General features: G+C 61.0%; 11 protein-coding genes. 6 read left to right on the top strand and 5 right to left on the bottom strand.

Features of this window, described 5'->3' with window-relative positions; translation table 11 throughout:
- Positions 1–165: 165 nt before the first annotated feature.
- On the bottom strand, positions 166–843 hold the full coding sequence (locus SH809_05375) for a hypothetical protein (protein MDZ4699119.1): 678 nt from the start codon (positions 841–843) through the stop codon (positions 166–168).
- 374 nt (positions 844–1,217) lie between these two features.
- On the opposite strand from SH809_05375, the gene SH809_05370 reads away from it, so the two are divergent.
- The 6 genes from SH809_05370 to SH809_05345 all read left to right on the top strand — a co-directional run bounded on the left by SH809_05370 (position 1,218) and on the right by SH809_05345 (position 10,486).
- Positions 1,218–3,290, top strand: a complete 2,073-nt coding sequence (locus SH809_05370) for a copper-translocating P-type ATPase (protein MDZ4699118.1) — start codon at positions 1,218–1,220, stop codon at positions 3,288–3,290.
- Positions 3,291–3,390: 100 nt separating this feature from the next.
- Entirely contained in the window at positions 3,391–4,023 is a 633-nt protein-coding gene (locus SH809_05365) for a class I SAM-dependent methyltransferase (GenBank protein ID MDZ4699117.1), read from the top strand.
- Between the two features lie 95 nt (positions 4,024–4,118).
- On the top strand, positions 4,119–4,571 hold the full coding sequence (locus SH809_05360; protein ID MDZ4699116.1) for a hypothetical protein: 453 nt from the start codon (positions 4,119–4,121) through the stop codon (positions 4,569–4,571).
- An 87-nt stretch (positions 4,572–4,658) separates the two neighbouring features.
- The gene (locus tag SH809_05355) at positions 4,659–5,996 is read left to right on the top strand and encodes a TolC family protein (protein MDZ4699115.1); all 1,338 of its coding nucleotides are present in this window, start codon (positions 4,659–4,661) and stop codon (positions 5,994–5,996) included.
- On the top strand, positions 5,993–7,309 hold the full coding sequence (locus SH809_05350) for an efflux RND transporter periplasmic adaptor subunit (protein ID MDZ4699114.1): 1,317 nt from the start codon (positions 5,993–5,995) through the stop codon (positions 7,307–7,309). The genes SH809_05355 and SH809_05350 overlap by 4 nt, the downstream gene beginning before the upstream one ends.
- Before the next feature lie 42 nt (positions 7,310–7,351).
- A complete protein-coding gene (locus tag SH809_05345; protein MDZ4699113.1) occupies positions 7,352–10,486 on the top strand; it encodes a CusA/CzcA family heavy metal efflux RND transporter in 3,135 nt (1,044 codons plus the stop codon).
- A 62-nt stretch (positions 10,487–10,548) separates the two neighbouring features.
- On the opposite strand, the gene SH809_05340 is transcribed toward SH809_05345, so the two are convergent.
- The 4 genes from SH809_05340 to SH809_05325 form a co-directional block, all read right to left on the bottom strand.
- Positions 10,549–11,556: a hypothetical protein gene (locus SH809_05340; GenBank protein MDZ4699112.1), complete on the bottom strand. Its 1,008-nt coding sequence runs from the start codon at positions 11,554–11,556 to the stop codon at positions 10,549–10,551.
- 316 nt (positions 11,557–11,872) lie between these two features.
- On the bottom strand, positions 11,873–15,100 hold the full coding sequence (locus tag SH809_05335) for a CusA/CzcA family heavy metal efflux RND transporter (protein MDZ4699111.1): 3,228 nt from the start codon (positions 15,098–15,100) through the stop codon (positions 11,873–11,875).
- Positions 15,101–15,114: 14 nt separating this feature from the next.
- Positions 15,115–16,662 carry an efflux RND transporter periplasmic adaptor subunit gene (locus SH809_05330; GenBank protein MDZ4699110.1) on the bottom strand — a complete coding sequence of 516 codons (1,548 nt, stop codon included), beginning with the start codon at positions 16,660–16,662 and terminating at the stop codon, positions 15,115–15,117.
- Between the two features lie 5 nt (positions 16,663–16,667).
- Positions 16,668–17,957 carry a TolC family protein gene (locus SH809_05325; protein MDZ4699109.1) on the bottom strand — a complete coding sequence of 430 codons (1,290 nt, stop codon included), beginning with the start codon at positions 17,955–17,957 and terminating at the stop codon, positions 16,668–16,670.
- Positions 17,958–18,010: the final 53 nt, after the last annotated feature.

Below are 18,010 nucleotides of genomic sequence, written 5' to 3'. Positions count from 1 at the left end.
TCTCAACAGTTTCTCAAGGTTTAATGTGGCTTCCCTCAGCCTCTAACCTTGAACGGTCGTCGCAGCCATTCAACGGATTTACCGTGATGATACTTAGTAAATCTCCGTCCTATGTTTTGTTTTGATATAATCGCTTCACATTGATGTTTTACCGCTTGGTGTGGATCACCATCCGCGAATCGCCCGCATAACCCGGCGCCGGCCGGCCACTTGCAGCACGATCACGCACAACCCCATCGCGGCGAATAGCACAACAAAAGGGAACGCTCGTTTTTCGAGGATCTGGTACAGGATACCGTGTACCACGACTAATCCGAACAGCGCATAATTCCAGCGTTGTAATCTCTTCCAGGTCGATACCCCTAGCCTGCGCAGCGACCAGTCGTTCGACAAGCCCAAAAGCATCAAAACGACGAGTACAGCGATCACGCCGGTGTAGTTGGCCATGCCAAATAGATCAAGCCGGAGAAAAGGGAACGCCATCGGTGCGTCCGGGACAAATAACAGCCACATCCGGCCCCGGAAATGCACCTGGAGGCCGAAAATTGTGTGGAGGAAGCTTAAAACCCCCGCCCAGATCCCGATGTCGCGCGTGAGATCGTTGGACACCGGGCGCCTCTTCCCGCGGAGCACCATCAACGGGCCCGTCACGAGCGTGGCCGCCAGGAGCGCCAGGCACGGATATGCCGTCGCCATGCTCCAATTGTGGATAACATCCTTCGAGGCGACCCACTGGTAGCAGAGCGCTGTCGCAATGCTCGAAAGCGCCGCTAATGGTAGATGGTGCCAAAGCAGGCGCTCGCTCAGTCGATGCCATTTAATGGTGTAGGTTTTCGGCGACATGGGTATGGGACTGCGAACTGCTGGGCTCGAGAGGTATTTCTCGGATAACCCGGTCTCCGAAAACTCGGGGCGATTCAATATACGGCGACACGAGTTGAACGACTCCCCCCCACCATAGGAGAGAGCTGCGCGGCCGCCGCCTCGCATGCACATCGCCGGGAATCTTGGCCAGTGTCATCCAATAACCGCTCCCTGTCAGGGTACCCGACTTGATTCCGTCACCTGCCGCTGTTCCATTTCGATAAGATGTTCAGTAGTATGCCTGTAGTAAAGCCGTATGACATTTTTTCCCGACAATCAGGGTTGCGCGGACACAATGTGTCTCCTCCCTGGATGCATAAGGCCTGTCATTCACGATTGAGGAGGCGACCCCCATGAACCCAAACAGCCACCACGATCATAGCCATCACGTCGCGCCGCCCGCCGGCGGCAAGGAGCCTGGCGGGCACCAGAAGACGTCGGAAGGTCATGAAAGCCACGACCAGCATGCAGGTCACAGCCCGGAGATGTTTCGTGACAAGTTCTGGCTCTCCCTGCTCCTCTCCGTTCCGGTCGTCCTCTGGGCAGCGCATATCCAGATGATCTTTCACTACGAGGCGCCCGCGTTCCCCGGATCTACGTGGATATCGCCTGTCCTCGGCACGGCCGTCTTTTTCTACGGCGGCCTGGTCTTTCTGAAAGGAGCATGGCGCGAGCTGAAGGCGCGACTGCCAGGGATGATGACCCTCATCTCCCTCGCCATTTCGGTAGCTTTCCTTTTCTCGTGGGTGGTCCAGCTCGGTTTCCTTCGAGCGGATGCCATCTGGTGGGAGCTGGCCACGTTGGTGACCATCATGCTGCTGGGCCACTGGATCGAGATGCGCTCGATCTCACAGGCACAGGGTGCGCTCCAGGAACTCGCGAAGTTACTCCCGGACACCGCGACTCGAATCTCAGAGCAGGGTGAAGAGACCGTCCCGGTCAGCGAGCTGCGGGAGGGTGATATCGTGCTGGTCCGCCCCGGCGAGAGCGTGCCAGCGGACGGCCTCGTCCAGAAAGGGACGAGCGATCTCAACGAAGCCTTTATTACTGGCGAGTCCAGGCCGGTAAAAAAGAGGGAGGGCGACGCCGTCATCGCCGCGACCGTCAATGGGGAGGGTTCTCTGCGCATTCAGGTCACCGGCACCGGTGAAAAGACCAAGCTTTCAGGCATTATGCGGCTCGTGGCCGACGCGCAAACATCAAAATCCCGGGCCCAGCATCTGGCCGACCGGGCGGCCAGGACCCTGACCGGGGTGGCCATCGTCGCCGGCGCGGTCACATGGGTGGTGTGGTATTTCCTCGGTGCGTCGATCGACTTCTCCATCATTCGTATGGTGACGGTCCTGGTGATCGCCTGTCCACACGCTCTCGGCCTGGCCGTGCCGCTGGTTGTCGCCATCTCCACGACCCTGGGCGCGCGCAATGGCCTGCTCGTGCGGGATCGGCGCGGGCTGGAAGAAGCCAGAAACCTGGATACTGTGATTTTCGACAAGACCGGAACGCTCACATTGGGAGAGTTCCGAGTGGTAGAGCTGTCGGTGGCCGACGGGGAGTCCGACGAGAACTTGCTCCGTATCGCGGCCGGAGTGGAGTCGGAGTCCGAACACCCGATCGCTCGTGGCATTGTAAAGACGGCGATAGAACGCACGCTCGACGTGCCGCCATCGGACGGATTCCGGGCCGTGACCGGGAAGGGTGTTGCCGCATCGGTCGAAGGCGTTGAGTATCATATGGGCGGCCCCGCGCTCCTCAAGGCAGAGAACGCCCAGGTGTCGGACACGCTTCGCGCCGCCGCCGACGCGGCGGCCAGCCGAGGGCAGGCCGCCATTTATCTGATCAGAGACGGCAAGGCACTGGCGGTATTCGCCGTAGCGGACGCTATCCGCGAGGAGAGCCGCGAGGCTATTCGCGCGCTGCACGCTCGAGGAATCGAAGTGGCCATGCTCACCGGTGACGCACAAGCCGTCGCGGATGCCGTCGCCGCTGAACTGGGCATCGACACCGTGTTCGCGCAGGTCCTGCCCGAGGACAAGGCCGCCAAGGTACGCGAGCTGCAGAATCAGGGAAAGAAAGTCGCGATGGTGGGTGACGGCGTGAACGATGCCCCGGCCCTGGCCACCGCCGATATCGGGATCGCGATCGGCGCCGGCACCGATGTCGCCGTGGAGGCCGGTCACATCGTGCTGGTACGATCCGACCCGCGCGACATCCCGAAGATCGTCGCGTTGTCCCGCGCGACCTACCGGAAGATGCTCCAGAACCTCTGGTGGGCGGCGGGTTACAACATCTTCGCCATTCCCCTGGCGGCTGGCGTGCTTGCCCCGTGGGGTATCCTTCTCACTCCGGCCGTGGGCGCGGTATTGATGTCCGCGAGTACTGTGGTCGTGGCGATCAACGCTCAGCTTCTCAAAAGGGAGCAACTATGACCTTGCCCCGACGACTGCCCGAAGTCGCTTCTCTGGTCAACGCACTGATCGACCGAAGGCATTCTCAGCCTGAATAGCCTACTCCCTGTGAGGCATCGTCATGCCAGATGTAAATCCGTTTGAGCAGCGAAGCGCCCTGTACGACGCCTGGTTTACTTCCCACCCCTACGCGTATGCTTCGGAGATCGAAGCCGTCCGTGAATTGCTACCCCCGACGGGCGAGTTTGTCGAGGTCGGCGTCGGCACCGGCCGGTTCGCGGCGCCGCTGGGCATCCAACTCGGGGTGGAGCCCTCGCCGGCAATGCGGGCGATTGCCCTGGAACGTGGTATCGAAGTGCTGGATGGCACCGCGGAGGCCCTCCCCTTCCCGGATCACTCGTTCGACGGTGTCCTCATGGTTACGACGATCTGTTTTGTAGAGGACATCGACCAGGCTTTCCAGGAAGCGCACCGGGTGATTCGCCCGGGCGGTTGTATCGTGGTTGGATTTATCGATCGTGCGAGTTCGTTGGGTAAGGAGTACGAGTTGCGGAAGAACGAGAGCCTGTTTTATCGGCACGCGCACTTCCACGCGGTCGATGAAGTGGCCAGGCATCTGTTTGCGGCCGGCTTCACGCCGCTTCAGTTTGTTCAAACGATCTTCCGAGACGCCGAGACCATGGACCACCCGGATCCGGTGGTGAATGGCTACGGCACGGGCGCGTTTGTGGTCGTAAAAGGCACACGGGCCTGACGTTCAATTTGACCGATCGAACGACCGCCCGTGTGGTAACGAGGGAACCTGTTCAGTATTGGTCCGTGACAACCAGGAATCCATCTGAGCTGACCATGCCTCCGTATTCCATGGTAGTGCGTCTCGTTGCGCGGGTAGTGATTGCCGTCATCTTGATGCCGGTCGTTCAGCACCTCTGCGGCCTGGCGGACTGGGGATACGAACCCCGGACGGAAGCTTACGACCTCCTCGTCACGGAGGGGGCGCCCTGTCATTCCGAGGCCGCGCCAGAGGCGCCCGAGTCGCCATCTCCGTGGCCCGGCATCTCGGATTCCGCCCCGCCTGATGCGAACCCCTCCTGCTGTTCGTTCCAGATGGCCGCGCCGGTCACTTCGCCTCCAGTCGCCGAGGAGGATTCCTCCAGGACACGGCTCCTCCTGCATGTCCTACCCGCACAATTCGTCGTAGCGTCGATTGAGACCGTCCGGCCGCTCGATCTTTCGCTCGCCGATCCGCCTCCCCCCACGCGCCCGGCGCCCTATCTGTTCTACGCGCATCTCTTGATTTGAACGCCGTCGACGAAGGACCGGCAGCCCAATCTCCGCTGCCGGGTCGCCTTACTTCGGCGCTCTGCCGTTCATCGAATCTGTTAAGAGATGGCCATGCCTCGTTATTTCCCCTCCCTATGGTGGCTCGTGCCGCTATGGGCCCTACTTGCGCCCGCTTCTCTGACGGCGCAAGAGCCGCCCGCCGATACCTCGGCCGTCCTGGATCTCGCCGATTTGCTTCGAGCCCTGGAAGCCGGCAATCCTGAATTAACCGCCCACTGGATCGAAACCGAGGCGCTTGGCACCCGCCGGCGCCAGGTGACAGCGTGGCCGGACCCCATGGCGATGGTGGCCTATCAGCCCTACCCCATGCTGACGGCGCACGGCGCGCAGCGCAGTCAGTGGCGCATCGAACAGGCGGTGCCATACCCCGGGACGAGGCGGGTGCTGGGTGATCTCGCCGATCTCGAGGCCTCCATTGCCGCCGACGAGACACGGACCCTGGCGCTCGACCTCGGGCTGGACCTGAAACGCGCCTACTTCACCCTGTATCGCACGCAACAGCTGCTCCCGCTTATCGACGACTTCACGGTCCGTCTCCGGGCGTTCGAGGGCACGGCCCGCGCGCTGTATGAAGCCGGCCGCGGCTCCCAACAGGCCATCCTGCAGGCGCAACTCGAGCGCGCGTCGCTGAACACGCGCCGCTACACGCTGGAACACGAAGCGCTGGCCGCACGCGAGACCCTGCGCCGGCTCTCAAATAGCCCGGCCGCCCCACAGGGGACCGCCCAGCCGAATCCGCCTCCTCCCCTGCCGCCGAGGGACTCCCTGCTTGTGCTGGCTCGTGCCCTGCGGCCCGAAGTTGGCGCCATTGCAACCGCCGAACGACGTTCCCTCAAAGCCGTCGAACTCGCACGACGCACGGCGCTGCCCGAACTGGGCGTCGTCGTCACCTATTTCGATATCGCGGCGGCGGCGGACCCGCCGGGCGCCATGGGAAGGGATGCGCTTGAGTTGGGCGTCACGGCTGTCCTGCCGATCCAGCGCGGCCGTATTCGCGCTCGCCTGCAAGAAGCACGGCTGGGAAGCTCCCGTGTTCGGGCACAGGCGGAAGCCGTGACGATCGCGATCGAAACCCACCTCGACGAGGCCTTGCATGAGATTGAGCAACATAACAACCAGCTTGCGCTTCTGCGTAATGCCCTTTTACCGCAAGCCGAAGCTACCCGGCAGGCCGCGCTAACCGGGTATTCCTCCGGCAGTGCTTCGTTTCTCGATCTCCTGGAAGCTGAACGTGCGTCGTTCGGTCTTCGCGTCACCTACGAAGAAACCTTCGTGGACTACCTCCTGGCGTATGCCGTCCTCGAACGCGTCCTCGGAACCGTTTCCCTCGAAACGCGCGCGGCGGTGATCCGTCGTACGCCGCTTTCCGGTATCATCCCATGAAAAAGCCCCTCGCGATCGTCCTCGCCCTGGTTGCCGCCTTGCTCCTGGCGTTCGCCGGTTATCAACTCGGGCGGCACCAGTCCATGATCCTACCGAGCCGCCCTCCCGCCCCGGAGCCGGATCGGCCCATCGCCTACTGGTGGGATCCGATGGACCCGAATACCCTCTACGACGGCCCCGGCAAATCGACGATGGGCATGGATCTCGTCCCGGTCTACGAAGATGAGTTGGAGCAACCCGAGGGGACGCTGGTCTCGATCGATCCCCGAGTCGTTCAAAACATGAACGTGCGGACGGTCACCGTGACGCGTACCGACTTTTCACGGACGATTCGAGCCGTTGGATCGGTCGAATACGACCAGGAAGGTCTCCACCAGGTAACCACCAAGCTATCGGGCTGGATCGAGCGCCTGCATGTCGAGTCCGTTGGCGAGCAGATGGAGAAGGGCCGGCCGCTGCTCGAACTGTATTCCCCTGAACTCGTCGCTACCCAGAACGAGTTCGTTCTCGCAATGCAACATGAACGGGCGTTGCCTGTCGGTGCGCCCGACTACCTCCGGCAGGACGCCGCGCAGCTGCTCGCCTCGGCGCGCAAACGACTTGAATACTGGGACATCCCTTCTCAATATATCGATCGACTCGCCGAGACGGGAGAGGTTCGAAAGACCCTTCCCCTGCTCGCAGCGGCGGACGGGGTGGTCATCGAGAAAAACGTAGTGGAAGGGGCTTACATCGAGGCCGGCGCCAATCTCTTCCAGATCGCCGACCTCGGCGACGTGTGGGTAAACGCCAGCCTCTTCGAAAACGAACTCCCCTGGATCCGCGTGGGCCAGCCTGTGGCGATCACCCTGGCCTACTTCCCCGGCCGCTCGTACCCGGGACGCATCGCCTACATCTATCCGACCCTGGGTGAGGTTGCCCGCGACGTCCAGGTGCGTATCGTCGTTCCCAATCCAGATCGCTCGCTAATGCCGGGCATGTATGCCAACGTCCAGATCGAAGGCGTCGCGATTCCCGATGCGCTTGTCGTGCCGTCCGAGGCCATCCTGCGCTCCGGCGCACGCGCCATCGCATTCGTCCGGCGCGATGTAGGGAGTTTCGAGCCGCGCGAGGTCGAACTCGGCCAGGAAAGTGACGCCCACCCCACCCTCGTCCGCGTCCTTTCGGGCCTCGTGGAGGGTGAGGAAGTCGTCATCTCCGCGCAGTTCCTGCTCGATAGCGAGAGCCGGTTGCAAGAGGCCATCGCGCGCCTGCGATCGGCCCCGCGCGACACCGCCTCGTCCACCGATGCCGGCGCTTCGCACCTGCACTGATTTCTGCTTTATCCGCCTATCCGGCGCGTTTGCGTTGCCCTCATGATCGAACGCCTCATTGAAACCTGCATCACCCACCGAGTCCTGGTGCTGCTTTTCGCCTTCCTCCTGGCTGTCGCCGGCGCGATGGCGATGTGGCGGACACCGGTCGACGCCATCCCGGATCTGAGTGACGTCCAGGTCATCCTGTACACCGAATTCCCGGGCCAGGCGCCCCGCGTCGTCGAAGATCAGGTCACCTATCCGCTCACGACCGCCATGATGGCGGTTCCCAAAGCCCGAGTCGTCCGCGGTTACTCGTTCTTCGGTTCATCGTTCATCTATGTCATTTTTGAAGATGGAACGGATATCTATTGGGCACGGAGCCGCGTTCTCGAATACCTGAACACCGCCTCCAATCGCCTGCCGGCCGGTGTAACGCCCACCCTTGGGCCCGACGCCACCGGTCTCGGCTGGGTGTACGAGTATGTGCTCGACGGCGGCGACCGGTACGACCTTCAGCAGCTCCGTTCGATTCAGGACTGGTACCTGCGTTACCCGCTGACCAGTGTGCCGGGCGTCGCTGAAGTGGCCAGCATCGGCGGTTTTGTGAAGGAGTACCAGGTAGATGTGGACCCAAACCGGCTCCTGGCCTACAACATCCCGATCGCCACGGTGGTCTCGGCGCTCAAGCGGAGCAACAACGATGTCGGGGGACGGGTGGTAGAGCTGGGCGAAACGGAGTTTATGGTCCGAGGCCTGGGCTACTTCGCCTCGATCGCGGACATCGAAAACGTCCCCCTGGGCGCCGACCGGAACGGTACGCCGGTGCTCATCCGGAACGTGGCCGACGTACACATCGGCCCCGAACTCCGCCGCGGGGTGCTGGAATGGAATGGCGAGGGCGAGACGGTGGGCGGCATCGTCGTCATGCGCTACCAGGAAAACGCGCTGGCTACCATCGAAGCGGTGAAGGAAAAGCTGGAGGAACTGAAGGCCGGCCTTCCCGAGGGGGTAACGATTCATACGGCGTACGACCGTTCGGGACTCATCGAACGCGCCATTGACAACGTCACGCGGACGCTCATCGAGGAGTGCCTGATCGTCGCCCTGATCACGATCGTGTTCCTGCTCCACGTGCGCAGCGCGCTCGTCGCCATCTTTACCCTACCCATGGGGGTGTTGTTGGCCTTTCTCATCATGAACGCGCAGGGGTTAAACGCCAACATCATGTCCTTGAGCGGCATCGCGATCGCCATCGGCGCCATGCTGGATGCCGCCATGGTCATGGTGGAGAACGCGCACAAACACCTGGAGCGCGACGCCGGAAAAAAAGACCACTGGCGCATCATCCTCGACGCTTCGCGTGAGGTCGGCCCCGCCCTCTTTTTCTCCCTGCTCGTACTTACGCTCTCCTTCCTGCCCGTCTTCAGCTTGCAAGACCAGGAGGGGCGCCTCTTCGAGCCACTCGCCTATACCAAAACATACGCATTGGCCGCGGCGGCCCTGCTCGCCGTGACCGTCGTGCCCGTCCTCATGGGGTACCTCATCCGCGGCAAGATCCCGCGTGAAGACAAAAATCCTCTCAACCGGGTGCTCATCGCGCTCTTCACGCCGGCGATCCGCCTCGTGCTCCGCTTCCGGAAGATGACGATCGGCCTGGCCCTACTTGCCCTCGGATTGACCACGTATCCGCTACTCCGGCTCGGTTCGGAATTCATGCCGCCCCTCAACGAAGGCGATCTGCTGTATATGCCTACCACCGATCCGGGTCTGAGCGTCGCCAAAGCCCGCGAGATTTTGCAGCAAACCAACCAGATCATCCGCGCCTTTCCGGAAGTGAGCCATGTGCTCGGCAAGGCCGGCCGCGCCGAAACGGCCACCGATGCGGCCCCGCTCTCGATGATGGAGACGATCATCACACTCCGACCGGAGTCCGAATGGCGCGAGAGGATGACGGTCGAGCGGCTCGTGGAGGAGATGGACGCCGCCATTGTGATTCCAGGGCTCACCAACGCGTGGACGATGCCGATCAAAACCCGCATCGATATGCTTTCCACGGGCATCCGCACGCCGGTGGGTATAAAAATTATGGGGCCAGATCTTGAGGTTCTCGCCGACCTCGGCGAACGGGCCGCCGCCGTCGCCCGGACGGTGCCCGGGGTGGCGACGGCGTTCCCGGAGAAAACCGTCGGCGACAACTATCTGGACTACCGCATTAAACGCGACGAGGCGGCGCGGTACGGCCTCACCGTGGGCGACGTCCAGGACGTGATACAGACGGCTATCGGCGGCATAACGGTGACGCAGACCGTTGAGGGCCTCGAACGCTACAACGTGCGCGTGCGCTACAGCCGGGAGCTGCGCGACAACCTGACCGCCTTGCATCGCGTGTTGATCCCCACCCCGGCCGGCGCGCAGATCCCGCTACGTTACGTGGTGGACTACTCGTTCGAGAAGGGCCCCATGGCGATCAAAAGCGAGAATACCCGCAGTACGTCGTGGGTGTTTGTCGATACGCGCGAGTCGGACATTGGCTCGCTGGTGGCCCGCTTGCGCGAGGCCGTTTCGCAGGGCGTGACGCTGCCCGCCGGATACAGCCTGGAATGGAGCGGGCAGTACGAGTATATGGTGCGCGCGCGAGAGCGCTTGCAGATCGTGATCCCGTTCACGTTGCTCATCATCTTCGCCCTGCTATATATGAGTTTTAAGCGGATCGGCGAGAGCCTGATCGTCATGCTTTCCCTGCCGTTTGCGCTGGTCGGAGGGATCTGGTTCGTGTACTTGCTCGACTATAACCTGAGCGTGGCCGTTGGCGTGGGTTTTATTGCCCTCGCGGGCGTGGCGGCCGAGACCGGGGTCATCATGCTCGTGTATCTGGATCAGGCCTATAGAGAACGCGTCGCGCGGGGTGCGATGAACACGGTTTCCGATCTCTACGAAGCCGTATTACACGGAGCCGCCGAGCGCATACGGCCCAAAATGATGACAGTCGTCGCGGACATGGCCGGCTTGCTCCCCATCATGTGGGGCATCGGCACCGGCTCCGAGGTGATGAAGCGCATCGCCGCTCCAATGGTGGGAGGAATGATTTCGTCGACGGCGCTGACGCTGCTTGTAATACCGGCGATCTATTTTGTGTGGAAACAGCGGTCGCTCCCGAGCGTGCGGCAACCGCCCGCGCCGGGAAACAGCTAAGTCGCCCCATCATACCTATTGCGCCAAAAAACGGAGCCCATTGAACGATACGTAGCGCGTCTTCAGGAACGGTCGTGGTCTGTTTGCCCGGGGAGGTCGCCGACCCGTTTCAACCAGATTTCTCGCCAATAAAAAGCCTCCGCCCTGGGGCATCCGCCCGTTGCAAAGATGCACTGGCAGTTTACGCCGTCGAGTAGCACTGTATTTTGAGGGTGAAGCATCTCGCCGGTGTCTTCTCGAATCATGCGATCAAGGCGCCGCGAAACCCGGTGACGTTCCCCGCAAAAAAAGCGCATGTCCAGATCGAATTTCATCCCTCGATTTCGGCCCCTGGCATCGAGAGTTGTGTAAATTTCTTCGTACGATTTTACCTCCACCCAGTCGCCTGGCTGCAGATTCACGGCTTCCGTAGGCGTTTTTCCGAGCGTTCCTTTGGGGTGGGTGCCCAGGAGTTTACCGCGCATCTTCCAGAACGCCGTGCGAACGAACATCCCCAGTACTTCGAAGACCTTTCGGTTGCCGTTCCGGATTTCCGTAACGCTGACCATAACCCGGTCTACTGGCGGAATGTGCTCCGTAGCCCGTTCGAGCCTTGACGATTGACAGATAAAGACGTCCCCCTGAGCGCGCGTTTTTAGCCGGGATTCGAGTATGCTGAGCGCGTCCTGTTGCTCGACGCGAACGGTTTCTTCCGCGTCATCAACTCTTCGTAGCCAGGCCTCCTTCCAGAAGATCATGCACCCCCGCTGGCACGCTCCATGTGCTTCTCCGGAGCATCTCAAGGCCTCAAGGAAGACAACATCGTTGTGTTGGAAACGCCGGAATGTTTGCGAAGGATAGTCCAGACACGTTTTCTCGATACGCCTCGAAACGGTGAACCGCTTACCGATGAACGGGATCATTTCCGGCATGAAAGGAAGATCATCGAGCACTCCTTCGCCATCCAGGGTCGCAAGTATCTCTGCGGCGCCGCGTACCTCGACCTGCTCGCCTCGTTTTAATGGCGACCAGGAGGGGGTATTTTTCTTATCGGGGGCACGACGTGACACATTTTCTGCCTTCGTTTCCATATCAAAGTAGTCCGATGGATGTGTTGAATGCGGGGCTCACCAAGCACACAGGGTCGTCGTCATCCAAGCGCTTTGCGTCTGGGCGCTGGCCGAGTCGGTGCCATTTAACGGCGTGGAGTTTGGACGACATAGGCGTAGCAACCCGCTAAATGAACATCTCCTGAGTTTTTTGAGTCGTTACGTCCTCGTATCACCACGAAAACGCCGCTTTCAGATATCTTAGCGTGGTCTCTGCGGCGGCGCTGACGCTATTCGTGATACTGGCTCTCTATTAGGTGTGGAAACAGAGGTCGCTGACGGCCGTGGGATCAACTGCTCACGGGTTTGAGCCTTGATTCAATGAGTCACGCACCAATCCGTCGCGACGTATCCCATGCACAATGCGGTACAACACCGGAATAACGAGCAGCGTAAGCGCTGTCGCGGACAGGATGCCGCCAATAACAACCGTAGCCAGGGGGCGCTGAACCTCTGCCCCGGGACCGGTCGCTAGCGCCATCGGGATGAAGCCCAGACTGGCCACCAGCGCCGTCATGAGGACCGGCCTCAAACGTTGCCGGGCGCCATCGAAGATCGCCTGGTCTAGTTCGATTCCGCGCTCGCGAAGCTGATTGATAAAGGTAATCATGACCAATCCATTGAGCACGGCCACTCCGGAGAGGGCGATGAACCCCACGGCCGCCGTTATGGACAATGGGATCCCTCGCATCCACAATGCCGCGATGCCACCCGTGAGCGCCAGTGGGATCCCCGTAAATACGAGGAGTGCGTCCTTGATCGATCCGAAGGTGGCATACAACAGCCCGAATATCAGTAATAGCGCGATAGGTACAAGCAGGCGGAGTCGCTCCACGGCCGAGACCAGCTGCTCGAACTTCCCTCCCCACCCGATCCAATAGCCGGCCGGTACATTCACTTGCTCCGCCACCGCCTTCTGTGCTTCATCGACGAACGAGCCCAGATCTCGTCCGCGAATATTAGCCGTCACAATCACCAGTCGTTTCCCATTCTCGCGGCTGATCTGATTGGGGCCAGGGGCAAATTCGAGTCGCGCGATTTGCCCGAGCCAGATCGTGTTTCCGCCTGCATAGGCCTCGGTTCCACGATCACCGTCCAGGCCACCGTTGGAGACCAGTCGGATCGGAAGTGGGCTTTGGAGCGGAAGCGGAATCGGAAGCCGCGTAAGCTGGTCCAGATCGATGCGATTTGTCTCCGGCAACCGAACCACGAGCGCCACGCGGCGATCACCCTCGAAGATGATGCCGGCCTCCTTGCCACCTACGGCCACTTCCACCACGTCCTGAACATCCGCTCGAGATAGGCCGTAACGCATCAGCGCCTCGTCGTCCAGCAACACGGTCAGCATCGGCAAACCCGTCGTCTGCTCCACCCGGACATCGGCGGCGCCAGGGACGGTCTCGAGTACACTCGCCACGACCCCGGCAGTCTGGTTAAGCACCTCCATGTCGTCGCCATACACCTTCACCGCGAGATCGGTGCGGACGCCAGCGATCAGTTCGTTGAAGCGCATCTCGATGGGCTGCGTGTATTCGTATTTATTGCCGGGAAGGGCTTGCGTAGCTCGCTCAATCTTTTCGACCACCTCGGCTTTCGAAAGGTCTGGATCGGGCCACTCAACGCGCGGCTTCATGATCACAAAGTTATCCGCCACGCTAGGGGGCATCGGATCGGTCGCCACTTCCGCCGTCCCGATCTTGGCAAACACAAAAGCGACCTCAGGGACTTCCCTCTGGATCGCGGCTTCGAGTTCGGTCTGCATCGCGACAGACTGGGTGAGGCTGGTGCCTGGAATACGGAGCGCATGAAGTGCGATGTCTCCCTCGTCGAGCTGCGGCATGAAGGTAGTACCCATCCGCGAGGCGAGCAGTCCCGAAAGGACAATGAGCACGAGAGCGCCCGTCAAAACCACCGGCCCGTTCGCGAGCGCGTACCGTAGCGCGGGTACATACCCTCGTTCGGCCCACACCATGATGCGATTCTCTTTCTCCTTCTCCGGCACCCGCACAAAGAGGGCGACAGCGGCAGGGATGAACGTGAGTGAAAGCACGAATGCCGCTCCCAGCGCAAAGATTACCGTCATAGCCATGGGCGTGAACATCTTTCCTTCTACCCCTGTGAGAAAGAGGATGGGTACATACACGATCATGATGATCAACTCGCCGAACAGAGTAGCCTTGCGAACTTCCCTGGACGATTCAAAAACGATTGCGAGCCGCTCCTTCAGGTCAAGCGCCCGGCCCAGTCGTGCGCGCGCCTCTGTCAGGCGCTTCACACCATTCTCTACAATAATGACCGCGCCGTCCACGATCAGCCCGAAATCGAGGGCGCCCAGGCTCATGAGGTTGGCCGAAATTCGGCTCTCGACCATGCCCGTGACGGTGAGCAACATGGAGAGGGGGATCACGGCTGCCGTAATCAGCGCGGCGCGCAGATTGCCCAAAAAGAGGAACAATACAACGATGACAAGAAGTGCCCCTTCTATGAGATTTTTTTCGACCGTAACGATCGTCTTGTCCACCAGCGCCGTTCGGTCGTACACTGTCCGCACGAAGATGCCAGGAGGGAGCGCCCGAGCCGCGTCCTGTAGCGCCGCATCCACGCGTTGAGCCACCGCGCGGCTATTTTCCCCGATAAGCATGAATACGGTCCCAAGCACCACTTCCTCGCCGTTCATGGTGGCGGCGCCCGTCCGAAGCTCAAGCCCTTCCTCCACATCCGCCACATCGGCCAGTCGAACAGGGACGCCATCGACGGTTTTTATCGTCATACGGGCCACTTCTGCCGGGCCGCTTAGCTGACCGGGAGAACGAACAAGGAGCTGTTCTCCGGCTCGTTCTACGTAGCCGGCGCCCACGTTGGCGTTGTTCCTCTCGATCGCCTCGATCACATCACGGAACGTCAGAGAGTAGGCCAGGAGTCGCTGCACATGAGGCGTTACGTGGTATTGTTTCACGTACCCGCCAATTGTATTGATTTCGGCCACCCCGGGAATGTTTCGTAGTTGGGGTCGAAGCACCCAGTCTTGCAGCGTGCGCAGATCCGTTGCGGTGTACGGGGCGCCGTCCGGTCCCATGGCGCCCGGCCCCGCTTCCACAATGTACATGTAAATCTCGCCAAGCCCCGTGGAGACGGGGCCCATTTCAGCCGTCAACCCGGGTGGGATCTGGTCTCGAATGCCTTGCAGTCGCTCGGCGAGTAACTGCCGGGCGAAATAGATGTCCGTCCCATCTTCGAAGACAACCGTCACCTGACTTAGTCCGTAGCGCGAAATCGAGCGCGTATGGTCGAGGCTGGCAAGGCCGGCCACGGCCGTTTCGATGGGAAACGTAATCCGCTGTTCGACTTCAATCGGAGAGTAGCCCGGCGCTTTGGTATTGATCTGGACCTGAACATTGGTAATGTCCGGGACGGCATCGATCGGCAGTCGCGTAAAATTGTACACACCGAGTCCTGCCGTCAGCAACGTCAGCGCGAGGACCGCCCAGCGCCGGCGAATGGAGAGTTGAAGGAGTTGTTCTATCATTTCTATTGGGGCTGTTAATGATCGTGGGAAGCGCCGGATTTCTCCAGGTCCGCACGGAGGAGAAAGGCCCCTTCCACGGCGTACCTTTGGCCTGGAAACAAGCCTTCGAGCACCTCCACATACTCCTTCCCACTCCGCCCGAGGGTTAACGGCCGGACCTCAAAAGCGTCGCCGAACTGCGCAAATACAACCGGCATCTCCCTCCATGTCTGGATGGCCTCGCGACGCACGGCCATGGGGACGGTCACTTCGCTCTGAACCACTTCCACTTCAACAAACTGCCCGGGTCGCCATCGTCCATCCTGGTTTGGCAAGGTCACCAGCGCCCTCGCCGTACGCGTCGCCTTCCCCACCAGGGACCCGACATAACTCAGTCGCCCGGTTGCGATAGTCTCTCCCTCGGCGGTCTCTTCGAGGCCGCGCACGATCACATCCTGTCCTGTTCGAACGGTACCGAGGTCGCGGGCATTAACGGCTACTTCCACCCAGACCGTGGACAGATCGGCTATTCTAAATACTTCTTCGTCGCCGGAGAGCTGCTGACCGACGGCCAGTTGACGCTCAAGCACTTCACCGCTGATCGGCGAACGGATCACATGCCGCGTCAACGATCCCGGCAAGGGCGACCGCACCTCTCGTTCCGCGGCAATGCCCTCTGGTTCTACCCCAAGCTCCGCCAACTGGGATCGCGATACACCCAGCGATTCGAGCACCTGCTCGGCAAGCTGTTTTTCGAGCTCGGCTTCCTCCAAGTTGTGCCGGGCTTGTTCATAGTCTTTTCGGGCGGAGATACCCCGTTCGAATAACGTTCGCTCTCGCTCGTACGTAGACTGCGCCAACTCCATCCGATGGAGGCTTTCGACATAGTCTCGCTGCGCCTCCCCAAGTTCACGACTTTCGATAATCGCCAGGATTGTGCCCGCGGACACTCGTTGCCCAAGAGCAACGGAAACGGAGGCCACGGCACCGGCCACGCGTGGCGCCACCCGGGCGACTTCATCGGCATTGAGCTGGACCTCCCCCGGAAAGGCTAGCGTCTCTCGAATAGACGCCGGGTTCGCGGTGTCAACCAGGACACCATTCGCGGCGGCGAGTTCAACAGGCATTTCCACGCGCCCTTCGATGGTGGCATACTCCCACCAGATGGGCTCGTCCATCCATGTACCCCGAACCACGACGTCGAACGAGTGCGGCTCGTACACCACCTTGTCGCCCTGGAGAAACGCACCCAGCGAACGAAAGGACAGGGTGTCGATAACCCCACCGAGGCGTTGTAACTCCACCGTCACGTCCAGGCTTGCGGGATCGGCTGGCTCTCCGTCGATAAACGGATAGAGTCGAAGCTCGGGCGGTATGCCGTTTTCAAAAATGGCGACTTCTATCGAACGACTGCCCGCCTCAAGAAGTCGTCCTCCATGGGGCCCCCGTGCAAAAACTGCTTCACCTTCTTCTTGGGCGTCGTACGCCACGGTAACGGCGACCGGCTCGCGCAAAATGAGGAATCCGAGCAATAGGCCTAACGTCGCGATAACGATGATACTAATGATCTGATGTTTGTTCATGGCCGCTATTCGATCGGTTCTAGGGGGCGTGACGTAAGCTGCTCAATGTCGGCCGCCGTGATGTAATACCGCGCGAGGGCCTCCTGATAGCGTGCGCTGGCGGCCGTCAGGGTGCGCTGCGCATCGAGTAAATCGAGCAACGAGAACCGTCCCGCGCGATAACCTTCTTCGATGCGCTCGGTTACTTCCGTGGCGCGCGGAATCACCTCGATTCGGAGCGCCTCGGCTTCGGTGTACGCGGACGTGATGGCGGCATACCTTTCGGCCAATACCGCGCGCATTTCCGAGACGGCCGCCGCTTGATCCGCCTCGACGGCCAGAAGCCGGAAACGCGCGGCGTCCACGCCTCCCTGATTGCGGTTAAATAGCGGAATCGGAAGGTTCAAACGGCCGACTAAGGCTCCATCTCCCGTCTCGGTGAAGCGCCGATATCCGGCAGTGAGCGTGATATCTGGTATGCGACGCGCCTGTTCGAGTCGCAGATTCGCCGCTCTCCGTTCCGCCTCAACTTCCCAGACGGCCATCGACGCACTTTGTGGAAGCGCGGCCAGGAGCGAATCGAGGGGCGGGATGGGTTTGGGCGTCGGCAGCGGCGCCACCGCTTCGAAATCGGGTGTGGCGCCCCACACGGCGGCCAGACGCGCATAGGCCGCCCCTTGTTCAGCATCCGCCTTGTCGACCTCGGTACGGGCTTCCGCGAGTAAAATCTCCGCGCGGGTTTGATCGATCGGCGAACGGTCGCCTGCGACTACCTGCTCCCTCGTAGCCGCCAGGATCGTATCGGCCAGCGCTCGCAGGGTTCGGGAAAGCCGGCTTTGTGCCTGCGCCGCCGAGGCCTCGGCAAAACGAGCGCGGGTGATTCCTCGAATAAAGAGTGCTTCAATGGCCGCATCTACAACCGCGCGATTTGCTTCGCTCCGCGCCAGGCGGTGCCGCGCCAGGCGATCGCCGCCAAGCTCGACCAGCTGACCGAGCATGGCCGTCGTAATCGCTTCCTCGGGACCATTGGACGACACGTTTTCGGCCTCTGCATCCAGAAACGGATTGGATATTCGATTCGCTTGCCGAGTTAGGGCGCGACGCGCTTCAATCTCGAGCGCTGCCGCGCGAAGGCGCGGATTAGACGCCAGAGCCTTTCCGAGCGCCGTTTCGTACGTCAGCGTGTCTACCCCGGAGGCTATTGGACGTGAGGAATGGGATGTGTTAGCTCCCGCCACCAACACATCGAAATCCGAAACCTGGTAGACGAGTTGCGTGCTCCCTTGCGCCAGGGATGCCGCCGAAGTAACGACCAAAAAAGTTAACGCGGCGAGCCCAAAAAGCTTTCCTCGGCGGCGCGGGGCGGTTG

The organism is Rhodothermales bacterium (assembly GCA_034439735.1).
Lineage (GTDB): Bacteria > Bacteroidota > Rhodothermia > Rhodothermales > JAHQVL01 > JAWKNW01.
This window is presented reverse-complemented; position numbering and strand designations above follow the sequence as displayed.

Excerpts from the sequence above, each read along its gene's own strand:
- SH809_05375 (MDZ4699119.1), bottom strand. The coding sequence starts at position 843 with ATGTCGCCGAAAACCTACACCATTAAATGGCATCGACTGAGCGAGCGC.
- SH809_05370 (MDZ4699118.1), top strand. The coding sequence starts at position 1,218 with ATGAACCCAAACAGCCACCACGATCATAGCCATCACGTCGCGCCGCCC.
- SH809_05365 (MDZ4699117.1), top strand. The coding sequence starts at position 3,391 with ATGCCAGATGTAAATCCGTTTGAGCAGCGAAGCGCCCTGTACGACGCC.
- SH809_05360 (MDZ4699116.1), top strand. The coding sequence starts at position 4,119 with ATGCCTCCGTATTCCATGGTAGTGCGTCTCGTTGCGCGGGTAGTGATT.
- SH809_05355 (MDZ4699115.1), top strand. The coding sequence starts at position 4,659 with ATGGCCATGCCTCGTTATTTCCCCTCCCTATGGTGGCTCGTGCCGCTA.
- SH809_05350 (MDZ4699114.1), top strand. The coding sequence starts at position 5,993 with ATGAAAAAGCCCCTCGCGATCGTCCTCGCCCTGGTTGCCGCCTTGCTC.
- SH809_05345 (MDZ4699113.1), top strand. The coding sequence starts at position 7,352 with ATGATCGAACGCCTCATTGAAACCTGCATCACCCACCGAGTCCTGGTG.
- SH809_05340 (MDZ4699112.1), bottom strand. The coding sequence starts at position 11,556 with ATGGAAACGAAGGCAGAAAATGTGTCACGTCGTGCCCCCGATAAGAAA.
- SH809_05335 (MDZ4699111.1), bottom strand. The coding sequence starts at position 15,100 with ATGATAGAACAACTCCTTCAACTCTCCATTCGCCGGCGCTGGGCGGTC.
- SH809_05330 (MDZ4699110.1), bottom strand. The coding sequence starts at position 16,662 with ATGAACAAACATCAGATCATTAGTATCATCGTTATCGCGACGTTAGGC.